This is a genomic window from Methanolobus sp. WCC4 (genome assembly GCF_038022665.1).
Lineage (GTDB): Archaea > Halobacteriota > Methanosarcinia > Methanosarcinales > Methanosarcinaceae > Methanolobus.
Genome location: NZ_CP150629.1, coordinates 914349 through 934315, shown reverse-complemented (window position 1 = coordinate 934315; position 19967 = coordinate 914349). Strand labels below are relative to the sequence as shown.

20 protein-coding genes are annotated in these 19967 nt (G+C 45.2%); 5 read left to right on the top strand and 15 right to left on the bottom strand.

Annotation, left to right across the window (positions count from 1 at the left end; all coding sequences use genetic code 11):
• Positions 1 to 39: 39 nt before the first annotated feature.
• From V7O63_RS04705 to V7O63_RS04655, 11 genes are all read right to left on the bottom strand, one after another.
• Positions 40 to 846 carry a methyltransferase domain-containing protein gene (locus tag V7O63_RS04705; RefSeq protein WP_340820356.1) on the bottom strand — a complete coding sequence of 269 codons (807 nt, stop codon included), beginning with the start codon at positions 844 to 846 and terminating at the stop codon, positions 40 to 42.
• A 57-nt stretch (positions 847 to 903) separates the two neighbouring features.
• Positions 904 to 1215 (bottom strand): hypothetical protein, encoded by a 312-nt coding sequence (locus V7O63_RS04700; RefSeq protein WP_340820355.1) that lies wholly within the window; start codon positions 1213 to 1215, stop codon positions 904 to 906.
• Between the two features lie 161 nt (positions 1216 to 1376).
• A complete protein-coding gene (locus tag V7O63_RS04695) occupies positions 1377 to 2420 on the bottom strand; it encodes a hypothetical protein (protein WP_340820354.1) in 1044 nt (347 codons plus the stop codon).
• 170 nt (positions 2421 to 2590) lie between these two features.
• Positions 2591 to 3850, bottom strand: a complete 1260-nt coding sequence (locus V7O63_RS04690; protein ID WP_340820353.1) for an ABC transporter permease — start codon at positions 3848 to 3850, stop codon at positions 2591 to 2593.
• Entirely contained in the window at positions 3847 to 5229 is a 1383-nt protein-coding gene (locus V7O63_RS04685; protein ID WP_340820352.1) for a COG1361 S-layer family protein, read from the bottom strand. The genes V7O63_RS04690 and V7O63_RS04685 overlap by 4 nt, the downstream gene beginning before the upstream one ends.
• Positions 5230 to 5234: 5 nt before the next feature.
• Positions 5235 to 5981, bottom strand: coding sequence for an ABC transporter ATP-binding protein (locus V7O63_RS04680; protein ID WP_340820351.1), 747 nt, complete (start codon positions 5979 to 5981; stop codon positions 5235 to 5237).
• A gap of 60 nt (positions 5982 to 6041) precedes the next feature.
• Positions 6042 to 6209, bottom strand: coding sequence for a hypothetical protein (locus V7O63_RS04675; protein ID WP_340820350.1), 168 nt, complete (start codon positions 6207 to 6209; stop codon positions 6042 to 6044).
• Positions 6210 to 6631: 422 nt separating this feature from the next.
• Positions 6632 to 7516 carry a hypothetical protein gene (locus V7O63_RS04670; protein WP_340820349.1) on the bottom strand — a complete coding sequence of 295 codons (885 nt, stop codon included), beginning with the start codon at positions 7514 to 7516 and terminating at the stop codon, positions 6632 to 6634.
• A gap of 23 nt (positions 7517 to 7539) precedes the next feature.
• Positions 7540 to 8448, bottom strand: coding sequence for a hypothetical protein (locus V7O63_RS04665; RefSeq protein ID WP_340820348.1), 909 nt, complete (start codon positions 8446 to 8448; stop codon positions 7540 to 7542).
• Between the two features lie 212 nt (positions 8449 to 8660).
• A complete protein-coding gene (locus tag V7O63_RS04660) occupies positions 8661 to 8861 on the bottom strand; it encodes a hypothetical protein (RefSeq protein ID WP_340820347.1) in 201 nt (66 codons plus the stop codon).
• A 465-nt stretch (positions 8862 to 9326) separates the two neighbouring features.
• Entirely contained in the window at positions 9327 to 10229 is a 903-nt protein-coding gene (locus V7O63_RS04655) for a hypothetical protein (protein ID WP_340820346.1), read from the bottom strand.
• Between the two features lie 637 nt (positions 10230 to 10866).
• Here V7O63_RS04655 and V7O63_RS04650 point away from each other — a divergent pair.
• The 5 genes from V7O63_RS04650 to V7O63_RS04630 all read left to right on the top strand — a co-directional run bounded on the left by V7O63_RS04650 (position 10867) and on the right by V7O63_RS04630 (position 15373).
• Positions 10867 to 11643 carry a hypothetical protein gene (locus V7O63_RS04650; RefSeq protein WP_340820345.1) on the top strand — a complete coding sequence of 259 codons (777 nt, stop codon included), beginning with the start codon at positions 10867 to 10869 and terminating at the stop codon, positions 11641 to 11643.
• Between the two features lie 116 nt (positions 11644 to 11759).
• On the top strand, positions 11760 to 12389 hold the full coding sequence (locus V7O63_RS04645; RefSeq protein WP_340820344.1) for a hypothetical protein: 630 nt from the start codon (positions 11760 to 11762) through the stop codon (positions 12387 to 12389).
• A 262-nt stretch (positions 12390 to 12651) separates the two neighbouring features.
• On the top strand, positions 12652 to 13371 hold the full coding sequence (locus V7O63_RS04640) for an NAD(P)-binding domain-containing protein (RefSeq protein ID WP_340820343.1): 720 nt from the start codon (positions 12652 to 12654) through the stop codon (positions 13369 to 13371).
• 150 nt (positions 13372 to 13521) lie between these two features.
• A complete protein-coding gene (gene glnA / locus V7O63_RS04635; RefSeq protein WP_340820342.1) occupies positions 13522 to 14850 on the top strand; it encodes a type I glutamate--ammonia ligase in 1329 nt (442 codons plus the stop codon).
• A gap of 1 nt (position 14851) precedes the next feature.
• Positions 14852 to 15373, top strand: coding sequence for a GNAT family N-acetyltransferase (locus tag V7O63_RS04630; RefSeq protein WP_340820341.1), 522 nt, complete (start codon positions 14852 to 14854; stop codon positions 15371 to 15373).
• Between the two features lie 188 nt (positions 15374 to 15561).
• On the opposite strand, the gene V7O63_RS04625 is transcribed toward V7O63_RS04630, so the two are convergent.
• Genes V7O63_RS04625 through V7O63_RS04610 form a run of 4 tightly spaced genes read right to left on the bottom strand, consistent with a single transcriptional unit; the run spans position 15562 to position 19893 of the window.
• Positions 15562 to 16584: a Coenzyme F420 hydrogenase/dehydrogenase, beta subunit C-terminal domain gene (locus tag V7O63_RS04625; protein WP_340820340.1), complete on the bottom strand. Its 1023-nt coding sequence runs from the start codon at positions 16582 to 16584 to the stop codon at positions 15562 to 15564.
• A gap of 5 nt (positions 16585 to 16589) precedes the next feature.
• A complete protein-coding gene (locus V7O63_RS04620) occupies positions 16590 to 17333 on the bottom strand; it encodes a hypothetical protein (RefSeq protein WP_340820339.1) in 744 nt (247 codons plus the stop codon).
• 2 nt (positions 17334 to 17335) lie between these two features.
• Entirely contained in the window at positions 17336 to 18844 is a 1509-nt protein-coding gene (locus tag V7O63_RS04615) for a glutamate synthase-related protein (protein WP_340820338.1), read from the bottom strand.
• Positions 18841 to 19893, bottom strand: a complete 1053-nt coding sequence (locus tag V7O63_RS04610; protein ID WP_340820337.1) for a glutamine amidotransferase family protein — start codon at positions 19891 to 19893, stop codon at positions 18841 to 18843. The genes V7O63_RS04615 and V7O63_RS04610 overlap by 4 nt, the downstream gene beginning before the upstream one ends.
• Between the last annotated feature and the right edge of the window lie 74 nt (positions 19894 to 19967).

The following is a 19967-nucleotide window of genomic DNA, read 5'->3' as shown; positions in this document are numbered from 1 at the left end:
TATTCTGCGATTATGACAAGCAAGTGAGATCAATAGGCCTCACTTTCTCCCCACTCCCTTGAAGAACATATAATTGAAAGTCCCGTACTCCGTCGCTGTCCTGTGCAGATCCTCAATACCCCTGTCAAAAGTCTCCGCATCGATTATTCCCATCTCGATGGCACTTTCCCTGACACCTTCGACCATTGGAATTATCGTCCTTCTCACAAATCCCTCTTCCATGTGTGGCAGGCTGGAATCGCTGTAGACCATGCGGGGTGACACTACAACATCCTTGAAGCCTGCCTGTTTGATAAGCGGGTAGACCTGCCTGCCGATGAGTGAATCACCGCCAAGCCTTGCCTGCACTTCTATCAGGCAGTTCCATGCTTTCACTCCTGCATCGGTTTCCGGATGGAAGAAACAAGAACCATGGTCACCTTCGATGACTGTTAGGGTGCCACCCTTTTTGAGCACTCTGCGCAGGCTTGCCAGTGCTTCGACCGGTTCCTTGAGGTGTTCGAGCACGAAGCAGACGAAGATGTGGTCGAAGCGCTCATCCTCAAAGGGCAGGTCGAAGATATTCTCCACACGGAACTCCACATTTGTGACTCCCTCACCGGCGGCACGTTCTTTTGCAAGGTTCAGTGAGTCCTCTGAGATGTCAATAGATGTAATATGTGCCTGTGGACTGTTCTTTGAGAGGATGACGGTCTGGGCACCAATGCCACATCCGGCTTCAAGCACTTTACTTCCTGCCGGATATTTCGTATCGCTGTGCAGGAGTTCTTCAAGTGTGTTTGCCTGGTCGCTGAGGCGGACGGATTCCCTTTCAGAGTACCCGTGGACATATTCATGGGAGGTCATGATAGGATATTACAGATATGCCCTTAAAAATGCATATGTTTTGTCACCACGGTCATTTCATACACTGTCTTTCAGTAACCATGCCAGAGCTACAATTACAAAGATAATGAAAGTAATTGCCATCGCCATTATAGCCCTCTTCTCATCCTCAGGACTTAATTCGCGGGGTTTCGTATTGGACATAAGTAATACCCAGACAGGGATGGTCAATGATATGGTCCAGTGAAGATACCTTACTTCCCCATAGCCTACAATACCTAAAACCGTGGCAGCGATCAGTGCAGTAAATATCCATCCTTCAACAAGAAAACCAGCTATAACCACCTTTCTGCTGATAGCAGGGACCCATGATAAACTAAATTCTGACACGTTTTAATGTATTAACACCAACACATAATAAATTATTGATAGATTACTAAGAATAAATTTGAACCCGAGTGTGCCAAATAATCCAGCATCATGAGAAAGTGCCCACCATACTTGCATTCAAAAAAGAAAAAGAGAGGAGAAGAAAAAGGAAAAACAGGTGATCAGTAACTGGAAGGCATAGAATCCCAGTTATCCGGGGCATCATTTGTTCCTGAATTCACATCGATGAAGTACTCGTTGTTGTAATAGTACCACAATTCAATCACCGAATAATCCTCATCCTGGAAATATTCGAAGTCTATATCCTCATAGTCATCGGGATAGATCACTTCATCCGAATCCTCGTCATAATATGGACCAACTGTAGCATCCACAGGGAACCATTCACCGTCCTCATAGACCTCCACCCATGCATGCCCTCCGGTACTGCCATCGAAGTTCACAAGACCTATGGCAACCCTGACATCGCTCTCATCATACTCACCGGAACCGATCAGCAATGATGCAAGGGTGTTGGCCTGGTCCTCACAGTCACTCACAATCTCACCGGAGACAGGGTTCGAGTCATAGTCAGGTGTTTCCTCAAGGAACTCCGTAGGTGTCAGCCACAATTCCTGCTGCCCGTGCAGAACACTGTCAGACACCCATATCCATTCAACTGCAGCCTCGTATATCTCATCCTCATCATCGAGATCCTCATCATCAAGATAATCCTGAACTGCATCTGCATAAGGGGTCACATATTCCTGGAACTCAGATATATCTGTTACAGAGAATGTGTTATCCTGCAGGAAATCCCTTAGCTCCTCCCTGTCCAACATTTCCTGTTGCATCCTTGGAACAGGTTCCATAGGAACATTCTGAACAGGCATATTTGAAGGAGCAGTATCCATTCCTCCCTGATGACCCTGTTGTCTCATATTCTGCATATTGTTCTGTTGTAGGACTTGCGGTGTCTGCATGTTCTGAGCATTTTGCATTTGACCCTGACCAAAACCTAATCTCTGGGCCATATTGGAACTCAGGAATTGCTGGCTGGCTGTAAAGGCCATCTGCTGGGCTTTAGCTCTCATATTACCTGAAACACCATCCTCGATAAGAGAGGAAGAAAAAGATATATTCGCATTATCATTCCCATCGGCCACTGTATATGCCGAGAACATCAGTATCAATGCCATTATAGTAGACAGTACCAATTTTGTCATCGCATTTCACCTTATTTATTCTATACGATCCTCTATTCTATTGATCATCTCAGCCATTGATCCACCCACTAGATCCTGAATATAAAGAGGGATCATATGAAGCAACCCCACAGCTTCATATGAGACCCGTAAATTCCCCTCGGGAGAGGGATCTTAAGTTCTGTGTTTGTTCATTCGTATCTCAGTGCATCCACCGGCCTCATCTTTGAAGCGTTGTATGCCGGGATGATACCTGACAGCACTCCAATGAATATTGCAATGGATACACCCAGCACCATCAGATATGGAGCAACCGTCATACCCATGGATGAACGCATCATGGAAATTCCAAGGTACGGCATCAGCGATGTCAGCACAAGACTTAGCACTATGCCCAGCACGCCTCCTACAAAGCCCACCAGTGCCGAGTTGAACAGGAATATCATAAGAATATCACCGTTCTTGGCACCGATGGCTTTCATTGTGCCTATTTCCTTGGTCTTCTCCATTACTGATGTGAACATCGTGTTCGCAATACCCACAGAACCCACGAGAAGTGAAACTCCTGCTATGGCTCCCAGGAATATTGTCATGGACTCCATCATCTCACTGGCAGATTCTGCCCTTGATAGTGAATCTGAAACAGAGAAATCCCTGTCATCCTCATCCATGATGCCCCTTGACAACATCAGACGTTCTTCGATATCGTCAACAGCCGTTTCAACGTAATCTACATCCGATGCCTTGACCACGATGGTATCGTAAACACCATTCTCTGCATCTTCTATTATCTCGACTGCTGCATCTATCGGCATGAAGATCGAATTATCATCTTCATCTTCTGCCAGTATGCCTACGACCCTGTAAGATTTACCTTCGATCGTTAGCACACGGTTCAGGCCTACTTCATCGTCAAACATGTCATGAGCTATACCATACCCTATGACCACAACGTTAGCGTCAGAGGCATCCAGCAATCTGCCGGATTCCAGCTCATAGGTTACAGTGTACTGCCATACCTGACTGTCAACTCCTGTCACTGAAAGATCCGCAGTTTCACCCATGAAATATACTTCCAGGTCACTGCCGGATATCTCTCCATAGATGTAATCCAAGTTGTCAACCGCTTTCAGGGCCTGTATATCCTTTTTGGTCAACTCCGGGTCATCATCATCGGAGGAAGTACTTGACGAACTACCTCCCATACCAGGCGGACCTCCTCCTCCTGGGCCTCCAGAGGAGGCATGGGAATAACCAGGAGTGATCTGGATCAATGTAAGGTCCATATCCGCGAATTGTTCTTCCATATCTGCAGCCATACTATCACTCAGCGCCATGATGGTGACAACTGATCCAACACCAATGACGATACCTATTATAGTGAGCCAGCTTCTGATCTTACTGTGGACCAGGATGTTGGTAGCAAGCTTGATATAGGTACTACGTCTCATTGTTTTTCCTTCTTCAGTATCTTGGCCTTGAGATTCCTTAGCTCTACGTTGAGTGGGACATAGTTGCCTTCTTTCATCATCTTCTTCTTTCTGTAATTGAATCCTACAACTACGACTACCAGGATCACAGCACCATACAACAGGTTACTGTTAGATGATGAGCTCTGACCTCCTGGTCCGCCGGACATTCCAGCTGCCATTGTGCCACCAGTCAATTCCTCGATCTGAACTGCTTTTTCCACAGTGTGCCTCTGTCCTGCAGAATCTGTATACTCTATGTTGACAAGAAGCTCGGTCTTTGCTTCCATCTCTTCCTGCATTGCTTCCATGTCTTCAGCAGTCATCTCTGTGGGTTCAGCCTGTGCTGTACCTGTCGAATCCTCATCTCCCATGGATGGCATTGAACTGGTCTGGGTTATTGAGAATGATGTGATGGTATAGTCACCTTTCTCAAGGTTACCGACAATTGTGGATGTACTTCCTGTTGCCTGGAAATTGTCCTGCTCAGGGATTGAGACCTTCACAGAGTAAGCTTCATTGTTACCTACGTTCGCAAGGGACAGTGAAACCTCACCTTCGTCACTTTCGGAATAACTCAGGTCAAAGTCAGTGGTTCCTCCTACGAACAGACCGGCCTTGGTTTCTATCACAGTCGTGTCTGATTCATAGTCCTCGAACTCAAGTGTGATATCAAGCTGATACAGTCCGGGATCAGCATCTACATCTGCCATCACAGAGTATACCACTGTAGCAGATTCATCGACATCCAGGGAACTTATGTACTTGGTATTAGAGGAATATACAGGCAAGATCGTACCGGTTGATTCTTCCCATGAAACAGCCATATTCTGTAGTGGTGATGAACCTGTATTGGTAATGACAAACTCAAGAGGTTCTACTGTTGCAACATCAATGCTCGAGTCACTAATGGTAACGATCTGAGCGTATTCCTTACCCTGAACCTCTACCTCAAGAGTTGTTACTGAGCTGGAATCAGATTCACTGTCTTTCACTACCACATCTATATCATAGGTCCCGTCTGAAACATCAGAATCAACCTTAAGCTTGAATTTTAGATAAGTTGCATCATCCTCATCCTGACGAGCTTCCATGTAGGATACGGTCTTGGACAATGATTCACCGGATACCTGACTGAACGGATACTCAGCATCTAAAGATACGACGACATCAGAAAGGTCATTGCTTCCCTCATTTTGTAAACTGAGTGTTATCTCTACGGTCTCACCTGGCCTGGCAGGATAGGGACTCTGGCTCAAAAGATCCACGTTCACCCCTGATGCACCTGCAGTCAGGCTAGCTGCTGCTGCATTGGTTATTGGCAACAACAGCACTAACATAAGTAATAATATTTTTTTCATCTTTATCACATTGCTTCACGCTTTATTATCTCTATATTATCCACCATTCCGTCTTTGATATGAACAACACGATCCGCATACTTTGTCAATTCTGGATCGTGAGTTATCATTATGATAGTCTTGCCTTCATTTCTGTGAAGGTCACTGAGGAATTCAAGAATGTAATTTCCTGTTTCACTATCGAGATTACCAGTTGGTTCGTCCGCAAGGATCACTTTAGGGTCTACTGCAAGGGATCTTGCTATGGCAACCCTTTGCCTCTGGCCTCCTGATAGTTGTGAAGGGAGGTTGTACTTTTTATTTCCAAGACTTACTACATCAAGAAGCTCTTCTGCTCTTTTCCATGATTCATCAGAATCTGCTTCCTGGAATTCTAAAGGCAGCATGACATTCTCTATAGTGTTCAGAGTAGGGAGCAGGTTGAACGTCTGGAAAATAAAACCAATAAGTTGCCCCCTTATCTGGGCAAGTTCTGATTCTTTCATTTTAGCAATGTCCTTGTTGTTGAGTTCAACAACTCCTTTGCTTGGAAGATCAAGGCAGCCCAGCAGGTTCATCATTGTACTCTTACCGCTGCCACTGGGACCGAGGATGACTACAAATTCACCATGCATGATCTCCAGATCGATGCCTTTTAAGGCTGCAAACTCGACCTCTCCCATCCTGTATATCTTCCACACATCAGTAAGACGCATGAGAGTTTCAGGTGCATCTCCCGAAGTTATCTGTATGTCATTATGATTCTCGTCCATATGATCCTCAATTCAATTCCCTTTTAAATTTACTTTCAGATAATAGTGATATATACAATTTCACCCCATACGGGATATATTTGACAGACGACACATCTGATCAGGACTCAATTTAGCTTCCAGAGACGAAACAATGGATATCGAACCTGACCTGGTTACGGACATAGTTTGATCACGGCGTACCAGTGTTCCTATGTACTTTTTCTTTGCATCGTTCATATCTGTCATATTATCCTCCTGTTGTTTCGATAAGAGACACCTGATGGATAGGTAACAGGTGTCCCTTATGCGAAGGGGTTGGTTGTTGGTACATTGGTGGCACCGGGCTGGATGTGGTTGGGGGTTTGGTGCCACCAGGTTTGGGTGGTGCCTGCCATAGCAGTAATGCTGACAGGCAATTACCAGATTCGTAGTTTTAAATAAAAGGATACTTATTTGAAAAAGGACACAAAAGTGTCATGATTGTAAAATAAAGCTTTATAGAGAATAAAATAGATATTTAAAGCTCCATAGATATTTAAAAAGCATATTAGAATAGAGAATGGACCTTATATCTAAAAATAGAATTAAATAACAAATATAGATAATAGACTGGACGACAAATAATCATCCAGTTGAACAACAGGAAAATGGTAAGGACAGCAAAGGGATCATTCGTCCTGATCCACAAGGAACAGGACATTTCCACGCCCTTTCTTGAACTTCTGTATCTTGCCCCTCTTCTCAAGATCAAGGAGCATGAGACTTACCTTGCCCTCTGAATACTTAAGCCTCTTACGCATATCCTTCTGGGTCATCCTTCCACCCTGGGACTTGAGAATATCAAGGATCTCCTGAAGGTCTGCCGGAACCGGCTCATCCGAAGGCACAGGAACAGGAACAGATTCCTTTTGCTCATCAGGTACAGGAACAGAGATCGGCTCTTCAGGTAGCTCATCAGCAGGCTCCTCTGGAGTGTCTGCTGTCGGGACAGGAGATTGTTCTTCCCTGACCTCCTCTACGACCTTTACAGGAGCTTCCGGAGCAACAGGATGGGAGACTTCCACCTTCTTCATCTGAGAGACAGAGGTCTGTGGCCTCTTTTTCATCTGGGAGACCAGAAGGGTAAGAAGGATAATAACGACGATCACAGCACCGGCCATAAGGGAACTGCTGTTCACAGTTGCTTCCCCGGAACCCGTTTCAGTTGTTGCATCACCTGAACTGGAATATGAAGGTAAAAGTAGAAGGTCAAGGACATAACTGCCTTCATCCGAGACCGTGACAACGTCCTCCGCATAATAGGCCAGTTGGTCTTCCTCGTAGTAACTTGCAGTGATCTGATAGGTACCATTGGGTAGCTCAAAGGAATAGACACCGTATTTTGCCACCATGGATTGTTCAGGTGTTGAATTGACACCTACGATCGTATTGTCCAGTGGCTCGAACGTGCTCCATTCATAGGCTACACCGTGTACAGTTGCAGTATCTGCTGAAGCAACTCCCGGCAGTAGCAGAAGCAAGGCGATCATAGCAATGAATAATATCCTCCTCATGTCAAACACCCTGATCCCTTATGTCAATCATTCCCGAATATCGGTTTTACCCAGACATTCTCTTTTCCGCTGGAAGTACCATTATAGATGTGGTAGGTTCCATTGCCGACCAGTTCAGCCTCACCTGTACCTGTGGCGATCATGTCGATCCCATCGGCCATAACTGCAACAGAGTATGCGGAGCCGGACAATGAGACATTGCCTGTGACATCCCTATATGAACTGACCTTATGTGACCTGGCCAGACCTCCATCCGGACCCATGTCAGGAATGCTTTCCTGATCATAATCATATTCTGTCTCTATCTGGAGATCCCCTGAAAAGTCAACTACTGAGAACTTGCCATCCTGGATTGAAATATCCGCATCAAGGTCACCGGACAGTATAGCAATACCGCTTCCTTCTGCCAGCAGACTGCTGCCATCGGTTATGACCACAGGTCCCGGAAGATAGGTCTTCATCGTCTCGAAGATAGGTTTTAGCTCATGGTTCGCAAGAATGATACTTTCCCTTGAAAGTTCAAGATACTCCTGCCTCTCCTCTTCTGTAGAGGAACTCTCAGCCATTGTCATATATTCCCTGGCCTCGCTTACGAGCACAGAGTAATCCGCAACCCTCTGTTCAAGTTCAGAAACGTCATTATCCTCTGCTTTAAGACGTATTACAGCATCATCAAGACGCTTGACCATCGCCTCGGATCCCTCTATGTTGTTCTCAAGGAATTGGTCCGCATCCACAGATGGAACCGGGGTTATCGGGATTACAAGTATCCTACTTTCATGCCCGTCCCTCTGATCAAAAGGAGGGGACAGGAGATCATTGCGTCCCTCCCTGTCATCAGGATACTGACGCATATCATCTGGATCCACAATGCCTGAAATAACAACAAGCAACATGAGGAATATCAAAACTATAAGAGGCATCCTTTTCATTGGAGATCACTTCTGCAAAGATACATATTCAAATATCCGAATATAGCAAGTCTGTGGAAGATTAACAGATATTAATGTATCATAAACGTTTTCTTTGATTTAATGATATTAAATAATATATAAGTTGATGCCTCTAACAAGGATCAAAAGGTCACAACATAATTCGTATAGCATCAGGTAAAGACCAGAAATAGGTTAGATGACCGGATCGATCACCATTTAAAATCCTTTTCCGGGCAGGACGGAGCATTCCCGGATACAGGGCCAGGGTGGTCATTCATCTGATCAGGATCCAGTTTCTTTACAGCACCCACAGCTACATAGAACCTTTCCGGACATAATACCTGAGCACGGGTTGCTTCCTGAAGTCTTGAATCGATGAATTGTTTCAAAGAATCTTTAATGTTTTCCATATTCTCACCTGTATCGATCAGGAGATGCCCGGGATATGTCGGGCATCTCCCAAACGAGAGGGGGTTGTTGGTACAATGGTGGCACCTTAGGCTGGATGTGGTTGGGGTGTCAGGTGCCACCTGAGTTGGTGGTACCCGCCAGAGCAGTATTAACCAACGGGCAATCCACTAATTCGTTATTTCAAATATAAGGATACTTACATGAGAAAGTCTGGCGAATAGGATTAAAATGATAATGAAGCTTTATAGAATACTAAAAACACTAAATTGATGATAAATAATAAGATAAAACTTATTGAACCAATAAGAAGCCTTAATTTCAACATACAGGATATTAAAGATGAAATAGAATGAGACATTTAGCACGTTCCCCTGCTACGTCCCTATTAGTACCCTTCTCTCAGGAACAGGATGTGATGCAACCCGCATGCTATGCGCTCCTCATGCCACATTACATCCCATGCCTTATTTTGTTTCAAATACTGGAGGGATCCAGATACCTTCAATGATCCCTGACCCATTTTCAATGGAATAGGTCCCTTTTCCGAATAGTTCAACCTCTCCGGTGCCTTCTACAGTAAGGAACAGATCCTTGCCATTGATCGCTACGTTCAGGATCGAACCCGACATGAGAACTGTGCCATTTGCCTTATTGTATGAGACCATGCTGTGAGAGTTACCCAGAGGATCCGATAATATTCTCTCGGATATTATTCCGGTACTGGAAAGCTCTTCAGCATCAATTATCATATCACCTGCAAGATCAACCGCAGAGAACTCTCCTTCAGCGAGACTCAGGTCGATACCAAGGTCACCTGACAGAACAACGATACCTGATCCTTCAAGAATAAGGGTATCATTTCCAGACAATTTTACCGGTCCTGGAAGGTATGAGTGGAGCATATTGAAGATATCCTTCAGCTTCATATCCGCCTGGACGATCCTGTCCTTTGACAATGCAAGATACTCGAGTTCATCAGAACTTGAAGAGCTGGTCTCTGTCTTTGAGAAGTAAGCTTTTGACTCAGCTACAAGTGAGGCATATTCACTCACCATCTGTTCCAGTTCCTGAACATCGTTTCCTTCCTTTTCAAGAGAATCTACTGTACTTTCAAGGCGTTCTATCATCTCGCTCGACTTAGCAATATTACCAGCCAGGAATACTTTCTCATCTCTGGATACATCATGGTCGTCTGGTGTTGAAGGAGCCTGTGGGTCGGATATTTCCGTTTTGACATAGGCCGAGTAATCCGACATGATACCATGCTGTTCTTCATGACCTGCGGGATGCCTGTTCACATCAGCAAGGCCGGATACCAGCACCATTCCTACAAGGAACCCTATAAGGACAAGTGGTAATTTCTTCATTGAGATATCACCTCACTCCGGAATCCATGTATTTTGTATTGCAAATGAACATATTACAATTCACCTTCACGTTTTTATTGAAGTTTTTAGTACAATACTCACAGAAGGGAGATTTAAATATAAACATACTTTAAGGAGAGGACATTTATGGCCAAAAATAAAAGCTGTTTTTGGAGACTTTACACTTAATGAAGCTTTTTTAGTGGTAAAAAGAAAGAATAAACGTCCATAAGCATATAAAAATTCCGAAAAGAGCAATACAGTTGTTTTTTAGATGATTGAATCCATTATAAGTGATATTATACACCCGGATCTTCAGTAACTGATTCAACAGAGACCAGGTTCATGTCAATGACGATAACTCCAATATGTCTCTGAGATAAGACAGGACAGGTATTGAATCATCCTGATCATACTCTGGCGAACTATCCATCTGTTTAAGAACCCCAAAGGTTGCAGAAACAAATAAACCTTTATTGAAGTTTTATTTTTCAATTTAAAGCAATAATATAGTTTCTTTTTGCTAAGTATCCTTATATTAAAGCCTGCTAATCAGGGATTTGTCAGAAGATCACTGGCATCTGACAGTTGTCGATGTTCATTGTGTTCTGAACAAAAATAATGATGGAGGAAACAAATGAAACACAGATTCCTGAAAGTTGTGGCATGTATTTCGTTAATAGCAATGGTACTTAGTGCTGTGATGCCTGGTGCACTTGCTGATGATACAGGGACCACTGATTCAAAAGAATTTGGAGAAAAGCCAATGAAACAAGGTCTGAGGGGAAACCCGGGGATGAGTGATGAAGGTCCTATTGAAGCCATGGAGTTCGAGTCAGATGAAGAAGAGATGGAGTTCATTGTTGAGATGCATACAGAACGCATAAACAACAGAATTGAAAGACTCACAGAAAGACTTACGGATCTCGAAGAGGACACCGACGAATATGAAGCTATCAGTGAAGATATAGAAGAGCTTGAAGCACTTCTTGAAGACATTGAAGAGGCAACAACACTCGATGAACTCAAAGAGATCCTGAATGAAGCAAGAGAATCCATGATGCCGGAAATGCGAGGCGAGAAACCTGAAAGGGAAGAAATGGAATTTGATTCAGATGAAGAAGAGATGGAGTTCGTTGTTGAAAGACAGACCGAACGCATCAACCATAGGATCGAGATGCTGAATGGGATGCTTGAGAATATCGATGAGATAGAAGATGAGAACATAACAGAGGATTCTATTGAAGAACAGATAACCGAGCTTGAAGCACTTCTTGAGGACATTGAAGGTGCAACAACACTCGATGAACTTCGGGAAATACTGGAAGAATACAGAGAGAACAACCCACAACCATCAAGACATGGAGGAGAACACGGTCAGGGTCCTATGGAGAATGGATCCGACGAGGAATGACCAGAGGATAAGTCAGAAAGAGTTACTGTGAACTATCCATAATACCACCAACTTCGAGATAGGACCCTGATCCTATCTCACAAAACCCTGTTTACCTGTTTTTAAGGAGTTATTCTATGAGAAGAGATATTACAATATCATTTGCATTATTAATGATCCTATTCAGCACTGCAATACCAGGAGTTTATGCTCTGGAAGAAGAGGGCGATATGGAAATGCCCGGGATGGATGCAGAGCAGATGAAAGAGATGACACTCGGGATGATCACGAACAGCATAGACACACTGACCACTCTACAGTCAGAACTTGAAGACGAAGACCTTCTGGATTCAGTTGACAGTCTGCTCGGGCAGATGGAAGAAATGAGCACCGAACTTGAGGCTACGGATGATGAAGATGAGATCACCGGAATCATAGAAGAGTTCAGAAGTTCAATGGATGAAGCACCCGATGAGATCCGTGTGGCTTTGATGCAGAACGGACCTGGAAGAGAAGGGCAGGAGCCAATGGACGGAAACAGAACCATGATGGAAGGCGATGAGAACATGCAACCTCCAGAAGGAGAATTCCCCGGAAATGGAACCATGGACGGAGAAGGACCAATGACCGGTGAAGCACCAGCAGACAGGCCTGATGATGACGCAACCTCAAGTGATGGAAGCAGTTCCGACAGTACATCAGAAGGATCAGAAGAAAGCACAGGATTTCTCAGCAGCCTGATCAATGCCATCAGGTCATTGTTCTAAGTTAACCCTGTGATCCACCGGTTTACCTGTTCATCTGACATTATCCTGATATCATTTTTCAGGTAAACCTTTTTACTCTCTTTTATGCCGGAATATGACTGGCAGGTAATGATGCCGGTCAATATGAAAGGTCAGGAGTTATTATATATACCATGACACTGATTAACACAGTCAGTATTACAGTCAGCATAGACGGAATAATACCAAAAATGTTAACATATAATAGATTATCATACCATCCTCATAAAGCAGGAGAAATGTCATGAAGATAGCAATACTCGGAGGCACAGGCAACATCGGCAAGGGCTTTGCACTTCGATGGGGTCGGAAACATGAGATCACCATCGGTTCCAGGGATGCGGAGAAGGCTGAAGCTGTAGCTGCAGAATACAATGAAGTACTTGAAAGATACGGATATGAACCTGTCATAAAAGGTACTGATAATAAAACTGCTGCTGAAGAAGCCGATGTGATCGTCGTTGCCATCAGGTATAATCAGCTGGCTCCTGTCATGGAACTCATTCGTCCTGTAATAGAGAACAAGATAGTCATAAGTGTCGTCGTTCCTATGGAAAGGAACATGTGCTATATCAGCCCCGGAAGCAATTACCCAAGGACTCCGATAGAAAGTGAGGAATTCAACACCCAGTATTTCTGTTTCTCAATACCTGAGGCAGGAAGTGCAGCCCAGGAGATATTCACCATGATACCTGAAAGCACAGAACTTGTAGCTGCATTCCACTCGGTCCCCGCAAAGAAACTGGCGGATCTTGACATAGAACTTGACTATGATATAGGCGTCTGCGGAAATTCCATGCACGCCAAGAATATCGTCTTTGACCTTGTAAAGGACATTTCCAATATGAGGCCACTTGACATCGGACCTCTGGAAACTGCAGGAATGGTCGAATCACTCACACCTTTACTTATTAACGTTGCAGCAAGGAACAAAATGAAGGACGTAAGCCTGAAATTTGTTTGAGCGACCATCATATTTTTCATTTTTACATTTATTCTTTGTTGATCTTTTTCTCATATAGCATAGCAATCTATAATTGTATGAACCTAGATATTCAAAATCAATTTTGCAATACTTTTGCAGAATAATAGAGGAAGAATAGCAGGCGATTTAATGATTGTATGCAATAAGGAAGATGTTATCAAAGCTATTGAAACGAATAACGTAAAATTCATACGTTTGCAGTTCACGGATATACAGGGTGTTGTCAAGGATGTTGAGATCCCTGTAACGCAGATCGAAAAAGCACTGACCACAGGAATATCCTTTGATGGTTCGTCCATTGAAGGATTTGTCAGGATCGACGAGTCGGATATGGTATTAAGACCGGATATCAAAACCTTTGCAATACTCCCCTGGAGCAAGGACAAAGGTGTAGTTGCAAGAATTATATGCGACATACAGATGCCGGATGGAAGCCAGTTCGAAGCGGACCCCCGTTATGTACTTAAAAAAGTGATGAAAGAAGCCGAAGAGATGGGCTATTCACTTAATGTTGGTCCTGAACTGGAATTCTTCCTTTTCGAAAAAGTAGATGGCAGGGCAACAACAAAGCCCCACGATTATGGCAGATACTTTGAATTTGCACCAACAGACCTTGCCGAGGACATCCGAAGGGATATCGTTCTCACCCTTACTGACCTTAACTTCGATATAGAGGCATCACACCACGAAGTTGCTTTTGGTCAGCATGAGATCGATTTTAAGTATGGGGATGCACTGAGCACCGCAGATAATGTGATGACATTCAAATATGTCACAAGGACGATCGCAAAGTTATACGGTCTGCATGCAACCTTCATGCCAAAGCCTATTGCTGTGGAGAACGGTTCGGGAATGCACGTGAACCTGTCCCTTTCAAAGGGTGAAGAGAACGCATTCTATGACCCGGATGGAGAGATGGAGATCAGCGAGACCACAAAGCATTTCATAGCAGGTGTTCTGAAGCACATCAAAGCCATATCATGTATCTCAAACCCGCTTGTGAATTCATACAAGAGGCTCATTCCCGGATACGAGGCACCGGTATATATCACATGGTCGGGTGCAAACCGCAGTTCCCTGATACGCATTCCATCTGCAAGGGGAAAAAGTACCAGGGTCGAGCTCAGGAGTCCTGACCCTTCATGCAATCCATACCTTACCTTTGCAGCCATTCTGGCAGCCGGACTGGATGGAATAAAGAACAAGACTGATCCCGGCGATATAATGGACTACAATATCTTTGACCTGACAAAGCAGGAGCGAATCGAAAAAGGTATCGACACATTACCGTCAACGATCAGTGAAAGTGCAGACCATCTTGAGAACGATGAACTGCTGAGGCATACACTTGGCGAGCATGTACACGATAATATATTGAGACTGGCCAGGGCCGAGTGGGATGCATACCGTACCCAGGTACATGATTGGGAGATAAAGCGTTACCTGAACACAATATGAAATGAAAAAGACTATCATCATAAGGATGGCAAACAAGGCCGACCATAATGATGTCAGAAAATTCATTGAACTTGTAGATGAGGACTTCTATCCACCCCTGAGCAAAAGGGGTGGAGGAATACCCGAAAGAATAGAAGCATCACTTGATACATCTGAATCCAATTATCTTGTTGCTGAATTGGATACTCCTGATGATAATGAACAGGCACACAGGATAATCGGGATGATAGGTTGCACATGGAACTGGAAAGGTGAGGACACTGCTTACATCAATTTTCTGGCAACTCACCCGGACCACAGGAGATCAGGCATCAGTAAAGAACTGTACATCAGACTTGAGGAGATACTTGCAGAACAGGGACTAAGAACGATATACCTGTGCACATGGTCCGGCAATCCGGGAGCAAAGAAGTTCTACGAAGGACTCGGGTACAAAGCCTACTCAATTGTCCTTAACGATAGAGGAAACGGAGTGGACACCATATATTATAAAAGGTACATCCCACAGTATGCAAAACAATAATATAAGATCAAGGTAACGATATGAAGGCGTTTCCTGAAATATCCTTATCATCGCGGAAACAAAGGATATCCTTGATATCTGACCGCTTTGATCGAAAAAAGACAGGACACAGTGCCTATTACATGGTTAGGAAGAATAGAGGAAGTGGATAGGCACCGTGTCCATAAATGCGATTGTCTGTTTTTCGTTTACTCCTCTGGCATTCGTGCAAGCTTCTTTTTGGAGAGCTTTTCCACCAATTCCAGATTCACATCATCTTTAAGTGACAGTTTTCCATTGCTTACCGCGCTGTTGACGAACTGCTTGCCAACCGGGTCGCGTATTATCAGGGTCGTGTAGCCCTTTTCACTACCAATGGAACCTGCTGATATATCTGCATCCAGAGCTGTGAGATCCGTACATATATGACATCCGGGACGGACACAATCGTCAACATCCTTCAGTGAGATGACGGTCATGCTACCATCCTTGAGTGTGATCTCAAGCTTACCCTTCACATCGAAGTGTATGATGTCAAGAGGGTCTATCTGGCGTTCTGTGATGAGCTTATCCTGCACGAGTTTCTCATAGTCGAATGTCTCGGTACAGAAAAGTCCTACGACCAGACGAACATTCTTCCTGAATGGACGCAGAAGATCAAGGTCGCTTTCACGCATCTGTTTCATAGCCTGGGTGACACATGGGACACCTACAACTGCTATGTTGGTGAATTTGCGTGTCATGACAGCTTCTTTGAGTGAGGCCACAAGTGGAACCCACCAGTTGTAACGGCTTCCGGCCTGATGGACGAGCACATCTGAGGAAGTTATCACCGCAGATGATGGCTTCAGGGTCCATGGATCTTCCACAACAGTTACCACTGCATCGATCATACCCTCATCAAGGGCATTGGTCAGTATTGCTGTCACTGCACCACCACTCTGCTTTCTTGGAACATCCACCTCTGCCTTTGCAGACATGATGTCGATGTATTCTCCAAGAACATCAGATGATGGCTTTTCGTTTCTCGGGCATACCTCATAGCATGCACCACAGGGAACCCCATCATTCACTTCCTTACAGTAACCACTGTTAAGAGGGTGTGTGGAGTCACTGCCTTCTTCAAAGTAAATGGCATCTGCCGGGCATACAGCTACGCATGCACCACATGCTGCGCATTTACCTGTGTCCCAGATCTCTGCCTTAAGATCAAGATAATTCTTACCTGCCATAATGATCACTCCCATGTGTATTTACCTGCAAATGGCCTGGCGCTTGCAGGGACTATTCTTGAATAGTTCGTGTTCAGGAAAGGGGTCGGGTCTATGTCGAACCTTCCACAGAACTCTTCTATCACAGGAGTAAGCCTTTTCAGGTCATCTTCAGTGAAATCGACCTTCTTGGCTCCGACACCAAGCAGCTCATCACTTACTTCGCCCCTTATGACGATCTCTCCACCGTGTATACCACTACCGATACCACGGTCCTCTACTGCCGGTTCATGACCGATACCAAGAACAAGGATAAGTCCGCCAGCCATGTATTCCCCGAGGAACGCATGGGTTGTTCCGCCTACAGCAAGAATAGGACGCTTGTCCTCATACTCCTTCATGTGAATGCCACCACGGTAGCCGATGTTGCCTTCTACGAAGACCTTTCCGCCACGCATGCTGTGAGCAACCGCATCTCCGGCATTCCCATGGATGACCAATGAACCCCTGTCCATTGTGTTACCAGGAGCATGCTCTGCATTACCGAATACCTCACATTCCGGACCGCTCATGAACATTCCGAGGTCTCCGCCCGGAACACCATTGATGATGATCTTTGAATCGCCCCTTACACCGTTTCCGATGAAACGCTGTCCAAGGACATTATTGAGCACTATCTCCTTTACACCGGAAGCCACTGCTTCACGGATCATTCTGTTCAATGGGGTGTAGTGCATTCCCTTTACATCTATTACTAAAGGTTCTGCCATCTTCAGGCCCCCACAGACTCTACTTTGAGAACGTCAAGTAATCCCTGGTCAAGCATGTATCCTCTGAGACGCTCGCGGTTACCACGAAGACTCTCGATACTGTTCAGACCTGCTGCACCCATGAGTTCGCTCAGCTCAAGTGTCCAGCCGTGGATAAGGTTAGCAACATTCTGTGCACCGACCTCAGGGTCGATACGCTCGACAAGTTCAGGCTTCTGGGTTGCGATACCCCATGGACAGAGTCCACGATAGCAGTTACCACAAACACGGCATCCAAGTGCAATCAGTGCTGCAGTTCCGATGTAGATCGCATCTGCACCAAGTGCTATGGACTTTGCAAGGTCGCCACTGTTGCGTATACCACCACTGGCTATGATGGATACTTCGTTCCTGATACCCTGGTCGTTGAGCTTCTGGTCAACTGCTGCGATGGCAGCTTCGATCGGGATACCTACGTTGTCCCTGAACACCTTTGGTGCCGCACCTGTACCGCCCTTGAAACCGTCGATAACAACTGCATCCGCATCGGATCTTGCAATACCTGCTGCAATTGCAGCAACATTGTGTACTGCTGCTATCTTAACGAAGACCGGCTTTTCCCAGTCTGTTGCCTCTTTGAGACTGCGCACAAGCTGGGCAAGGTCTTCAATACTGTAAATATCATGGTGAGGTGCAGGACTGATGGCATCTGAACCCAGTGGGATCATACGTGTGCAGGATACGTCCGCACATACCTTCTCTCCGGGAAGGTGACCGCCGATACCGGGCTTTGCTCCCTGTCCTACCTTGATCTCAATGGCTGCACCACGCTCCAGATAGTCGATATCGACACCGAAACGTCCTGATGCGATCTGGACTATTGAATGGTCCTGATATGGATAGATCGCCTCGTGCATTCCACCTTCACCGGTTCCCATGAAGGTTCCGGTCTTTGCTACTGCCTTTGCAATACTGAGCTGTGCAGGAAGACTGATAGCACCATAGCTCATGTGACCGACCATGATCGGGGTGTCGAGCTTAAGGTTAGGGGTGAGTTTTGTGGTGAGTTCGATGTCACCATTGTTCTTTGTAAATTCGAGCTTTGAAGGCTTCTTACCAATGTATGTCCTCAGTTCCATAGGTTCCCTGAGAGGATCGATACTTGGATTGGTGACCTGACATGCGTCAAGTACCAGCCTGTCAAATATAATTGGATAATCAACTGCATTGCCCATTCCCGCCAGGATGATCTTTCCTGTGCGCGCCTGGTTGATGACATCCTCACGTGCCTCTACTGTCCAGAGTGGGTGACTGCGGTAGTCCACAGGCCTTTCCTTCAGCATTATGGCATCCCTTGGACACATAGAGATACAGCGGTGACATGCAGTACATTTGCGTGAATCGATGATGATCCTGTCATCCTCTATACGATAGACACCATAGGAACAGTTATCGACACAGCGCATACACTTCATACACTGGTCACGGTCGATGCTGATCTTGTACTTGAGTGGAACACTTCCGAGGCTCATTCTGTAACCCTCCCGATGACAGGTTCGCCTGCCCTTGGCATGTATATCTTCTCTACTTCAGGGTCCATTGTACGAATGGCTGCCTCTTCACTTGATAGGTAAAGTTTGGAACCGTTCTCTCCTACGATGAGAGGACGCAGCTTTATCCTGTCTGTGAAACCTACAATTCCATCCTTTGTTGCAACAACGATCGCGAAAGGACCGTTCATCAGAGCAGGACCGTATGTCAGACGCATTGTACGCATGAACTCCTCTTCCTTTGGAGGCATCTTATCGATCTCATCCCAGAAAGGTGGAGCCAGTGCTTCGACAACCATTTCTGATGGGAGACCGTGCCTTCTGCCGAGAAGGTCAAAGAGATAAGCTACTACTTCAGTATCAGTTAACATTGTACACTGGTAGCCGTGACCTTCCACATAGCGACGGTTGGTTCCGTATGATGTGATCTCACCGTTGTGCACAACTGACCAGTCAAGAAGATTGAACGGGTGAGCTCCGCCCCACCATCCTGATGTGTTGGTTGGGTAACGGTTGTGTGCAAGCCAGATGTAACCCTTGTAATCCTCGATCCTGAAGTAATTGGCTACATCCTCAGGCCAGCCTGCTGCCTTGAATACACCAAGGTTCTTGCCGGATGAGAAAATGAGTGCGCCTTCGATATTCGCATTGACATGCATAACAAGATGCTTGACATTATCATCATCTGGGTCTGTGGTACCGATCATAAGGTCGGTATATGGTTTGAAGAAATATCTCCAGGAGATGTGCTCCTTCTTAAGACCGGGCTGTTCATATGTAGGGATCTCTTCCTGATGGACTATCCTTCCCCACTGTTTCAGTATTTCGTCCACCCTGGTCTTCGGTTCTAACAGATTATCAAAAAATACGTGGATGGCATAGCAGTCTGCGTAGTCAGGATATATACCATAGGCTACATATCCTGCGCCTTCTCCACTTCCTCTTTCATCCATCAGACTCAGGGCTTCCTTAATACTGGAGCCGTCCATTCTGGACATGGTCCGATCGATTACGCCTATAATTCCGCACATGTTGATCACTATAAGTATTTAGTCTTGGGGCTATGAGATAGTATTTACCTGATATGAATTTAACCATGCAAAGA

What these genes read in the sequence shown, in the direction of transcription:
- V7O63_RS04645 (WP_340820344.1), top strand. Translation starts at nt 11,760, where the DNA reads ATGAGAAGAGATATTACAATATCATTTGCATTATTAATGATCCTATTC.
- V7O63_RS04675 (WP_340820350.1), bottom strand. Translation starts at nt 6,209, where the DNA reads ATGACAGATATGAACGATGCAAAGAAAAAGTACATAGGAACACTGGTA.
- V7O63_RS04615 (WP_340820338.1), bottom strand. Translation starts at nt 18,844, where the DNA reads ATGAGCCTCGGAAGTGTTCCACTCAAGTACAAGATCAGCATCGACCGT.
- V7O63_RS04655 (WP_340820346.1), bottom strand. Translation starts at nt 10,229, where the DNA reads ATGAAGAAATTACCACTTGTCCTTATAGGGTTCCTTGTAGGAATGGTG.
- V7O63_RS04665 (WP_340820348.1), bottom strand. Translation starts at nt 8,448, where the DNA reads ATGAAAAGGATGCCTCTTATAGTTTTGATATTCCTCATGTTGCTTGTT.
- glnA (WP_340820342.1), top strand. Translation starts at nt 13,522, where the DNA reads ATGATTGTATGCAATAAGGAAGATGTTATCAAAGCTATTGAAACGAAT.
- V7O63_RS04680 (WP_340820351.1), bottom strand. Translation starts at nt 5,981, where the DNA reads ATGGACGAGAATCATAATGACATACAGATAACTTCGGGAGATGCACCT.
- V7O63_RS04620 (WP_340820339.1), bottom strand. Translation starts at nt 17,333, where the DNA reads ATGGCAGAACCTTTAGTAATAGATGTAAAGGGAATGCACTACACCCCA.
- V7O63_RS04625 (WP_340820340.1), bottom strand. Translation starts at nt 16,584, where the DNA reads ATGGCAGGTAAGAATTATCTTGATCTTAAGGCAGAGATCTGGGACACA.
- V7O63_RS04650 (WP_340820345.1), top strand. Translation starts at nt 10,867, where the DNA reads ATGAAACACAGATTCCTGAAAGTTGTGGCATGTATTTCGTTAATAGCA.
- V7O63_RS04640 (WP_340820343.1), top strand. Translation starts at nt 12,652, where the DNA reads ATGAAGATAGCAATACTCGGAGGCACAGGCAACATCGGCAAGGGCTTT.
- V7O63_RS04630 (WP_340820341.1), top strand. Translation starts at nt 14,852, where the DNA reads ATGAAAAAGACTATCATCATAAGGATGGCAAACAAGGCCGACCATAAT.
- V7O63_RS04690 (WP_340820353.1), bottom strand. Translation starts at nt 3,850, where the DNA reads ATGAGACGTAGTACCTATATCAAGCTTGCTACCAACATCCTGGTCCAC.
- V7O63_RS04695 (WP_340820354.1), bottom strand. Translation starts at nt 2,420, where the DNA reads ATGACAAAATTGGTACTGTCTACTATAATGGCATTGATACTGATGTTC.
- V7O63_RS04670 (WP_340820349.1), bottom strand. Translation starts at nt 7,516, where the DNA reads ATGAGGAGGATATTATTCATTGCTATGATCGCCTTGCTTCTGCTACTG.
- V7O63_RS04705 (WP_340820356.1), bottom strand. Translation starts at nt 846, where the DNA reads ATGACCTCCCATGAATATGTCCACGGGTACTCTGAAAGGGAATCCGTC.
- V7O63_RS04685 (WP_340820352.1), bottom strand. Translation starts at nt 5,229, where the DNA reads ATGAAAAAAATATTATTACTTATGTTAGTGCTGTTGTTGCCAATAACC.
- V7O63_RS04660 (WP_340820347.1), bottom strand. Translation starts at nt 8,861, where the DNA reads ATGGAAAACATTAAAGATTCTTTGAAACAATTCATCGATTCAAGACTT.
- V7O63_RS04610 (WP_340820337.1), bottom strand. Translation starts at nt 19,893, where the DNA reads ATGTGCGGAATTATAGGCGTAATCGATCGGACCATGTCCAGAATGGAC.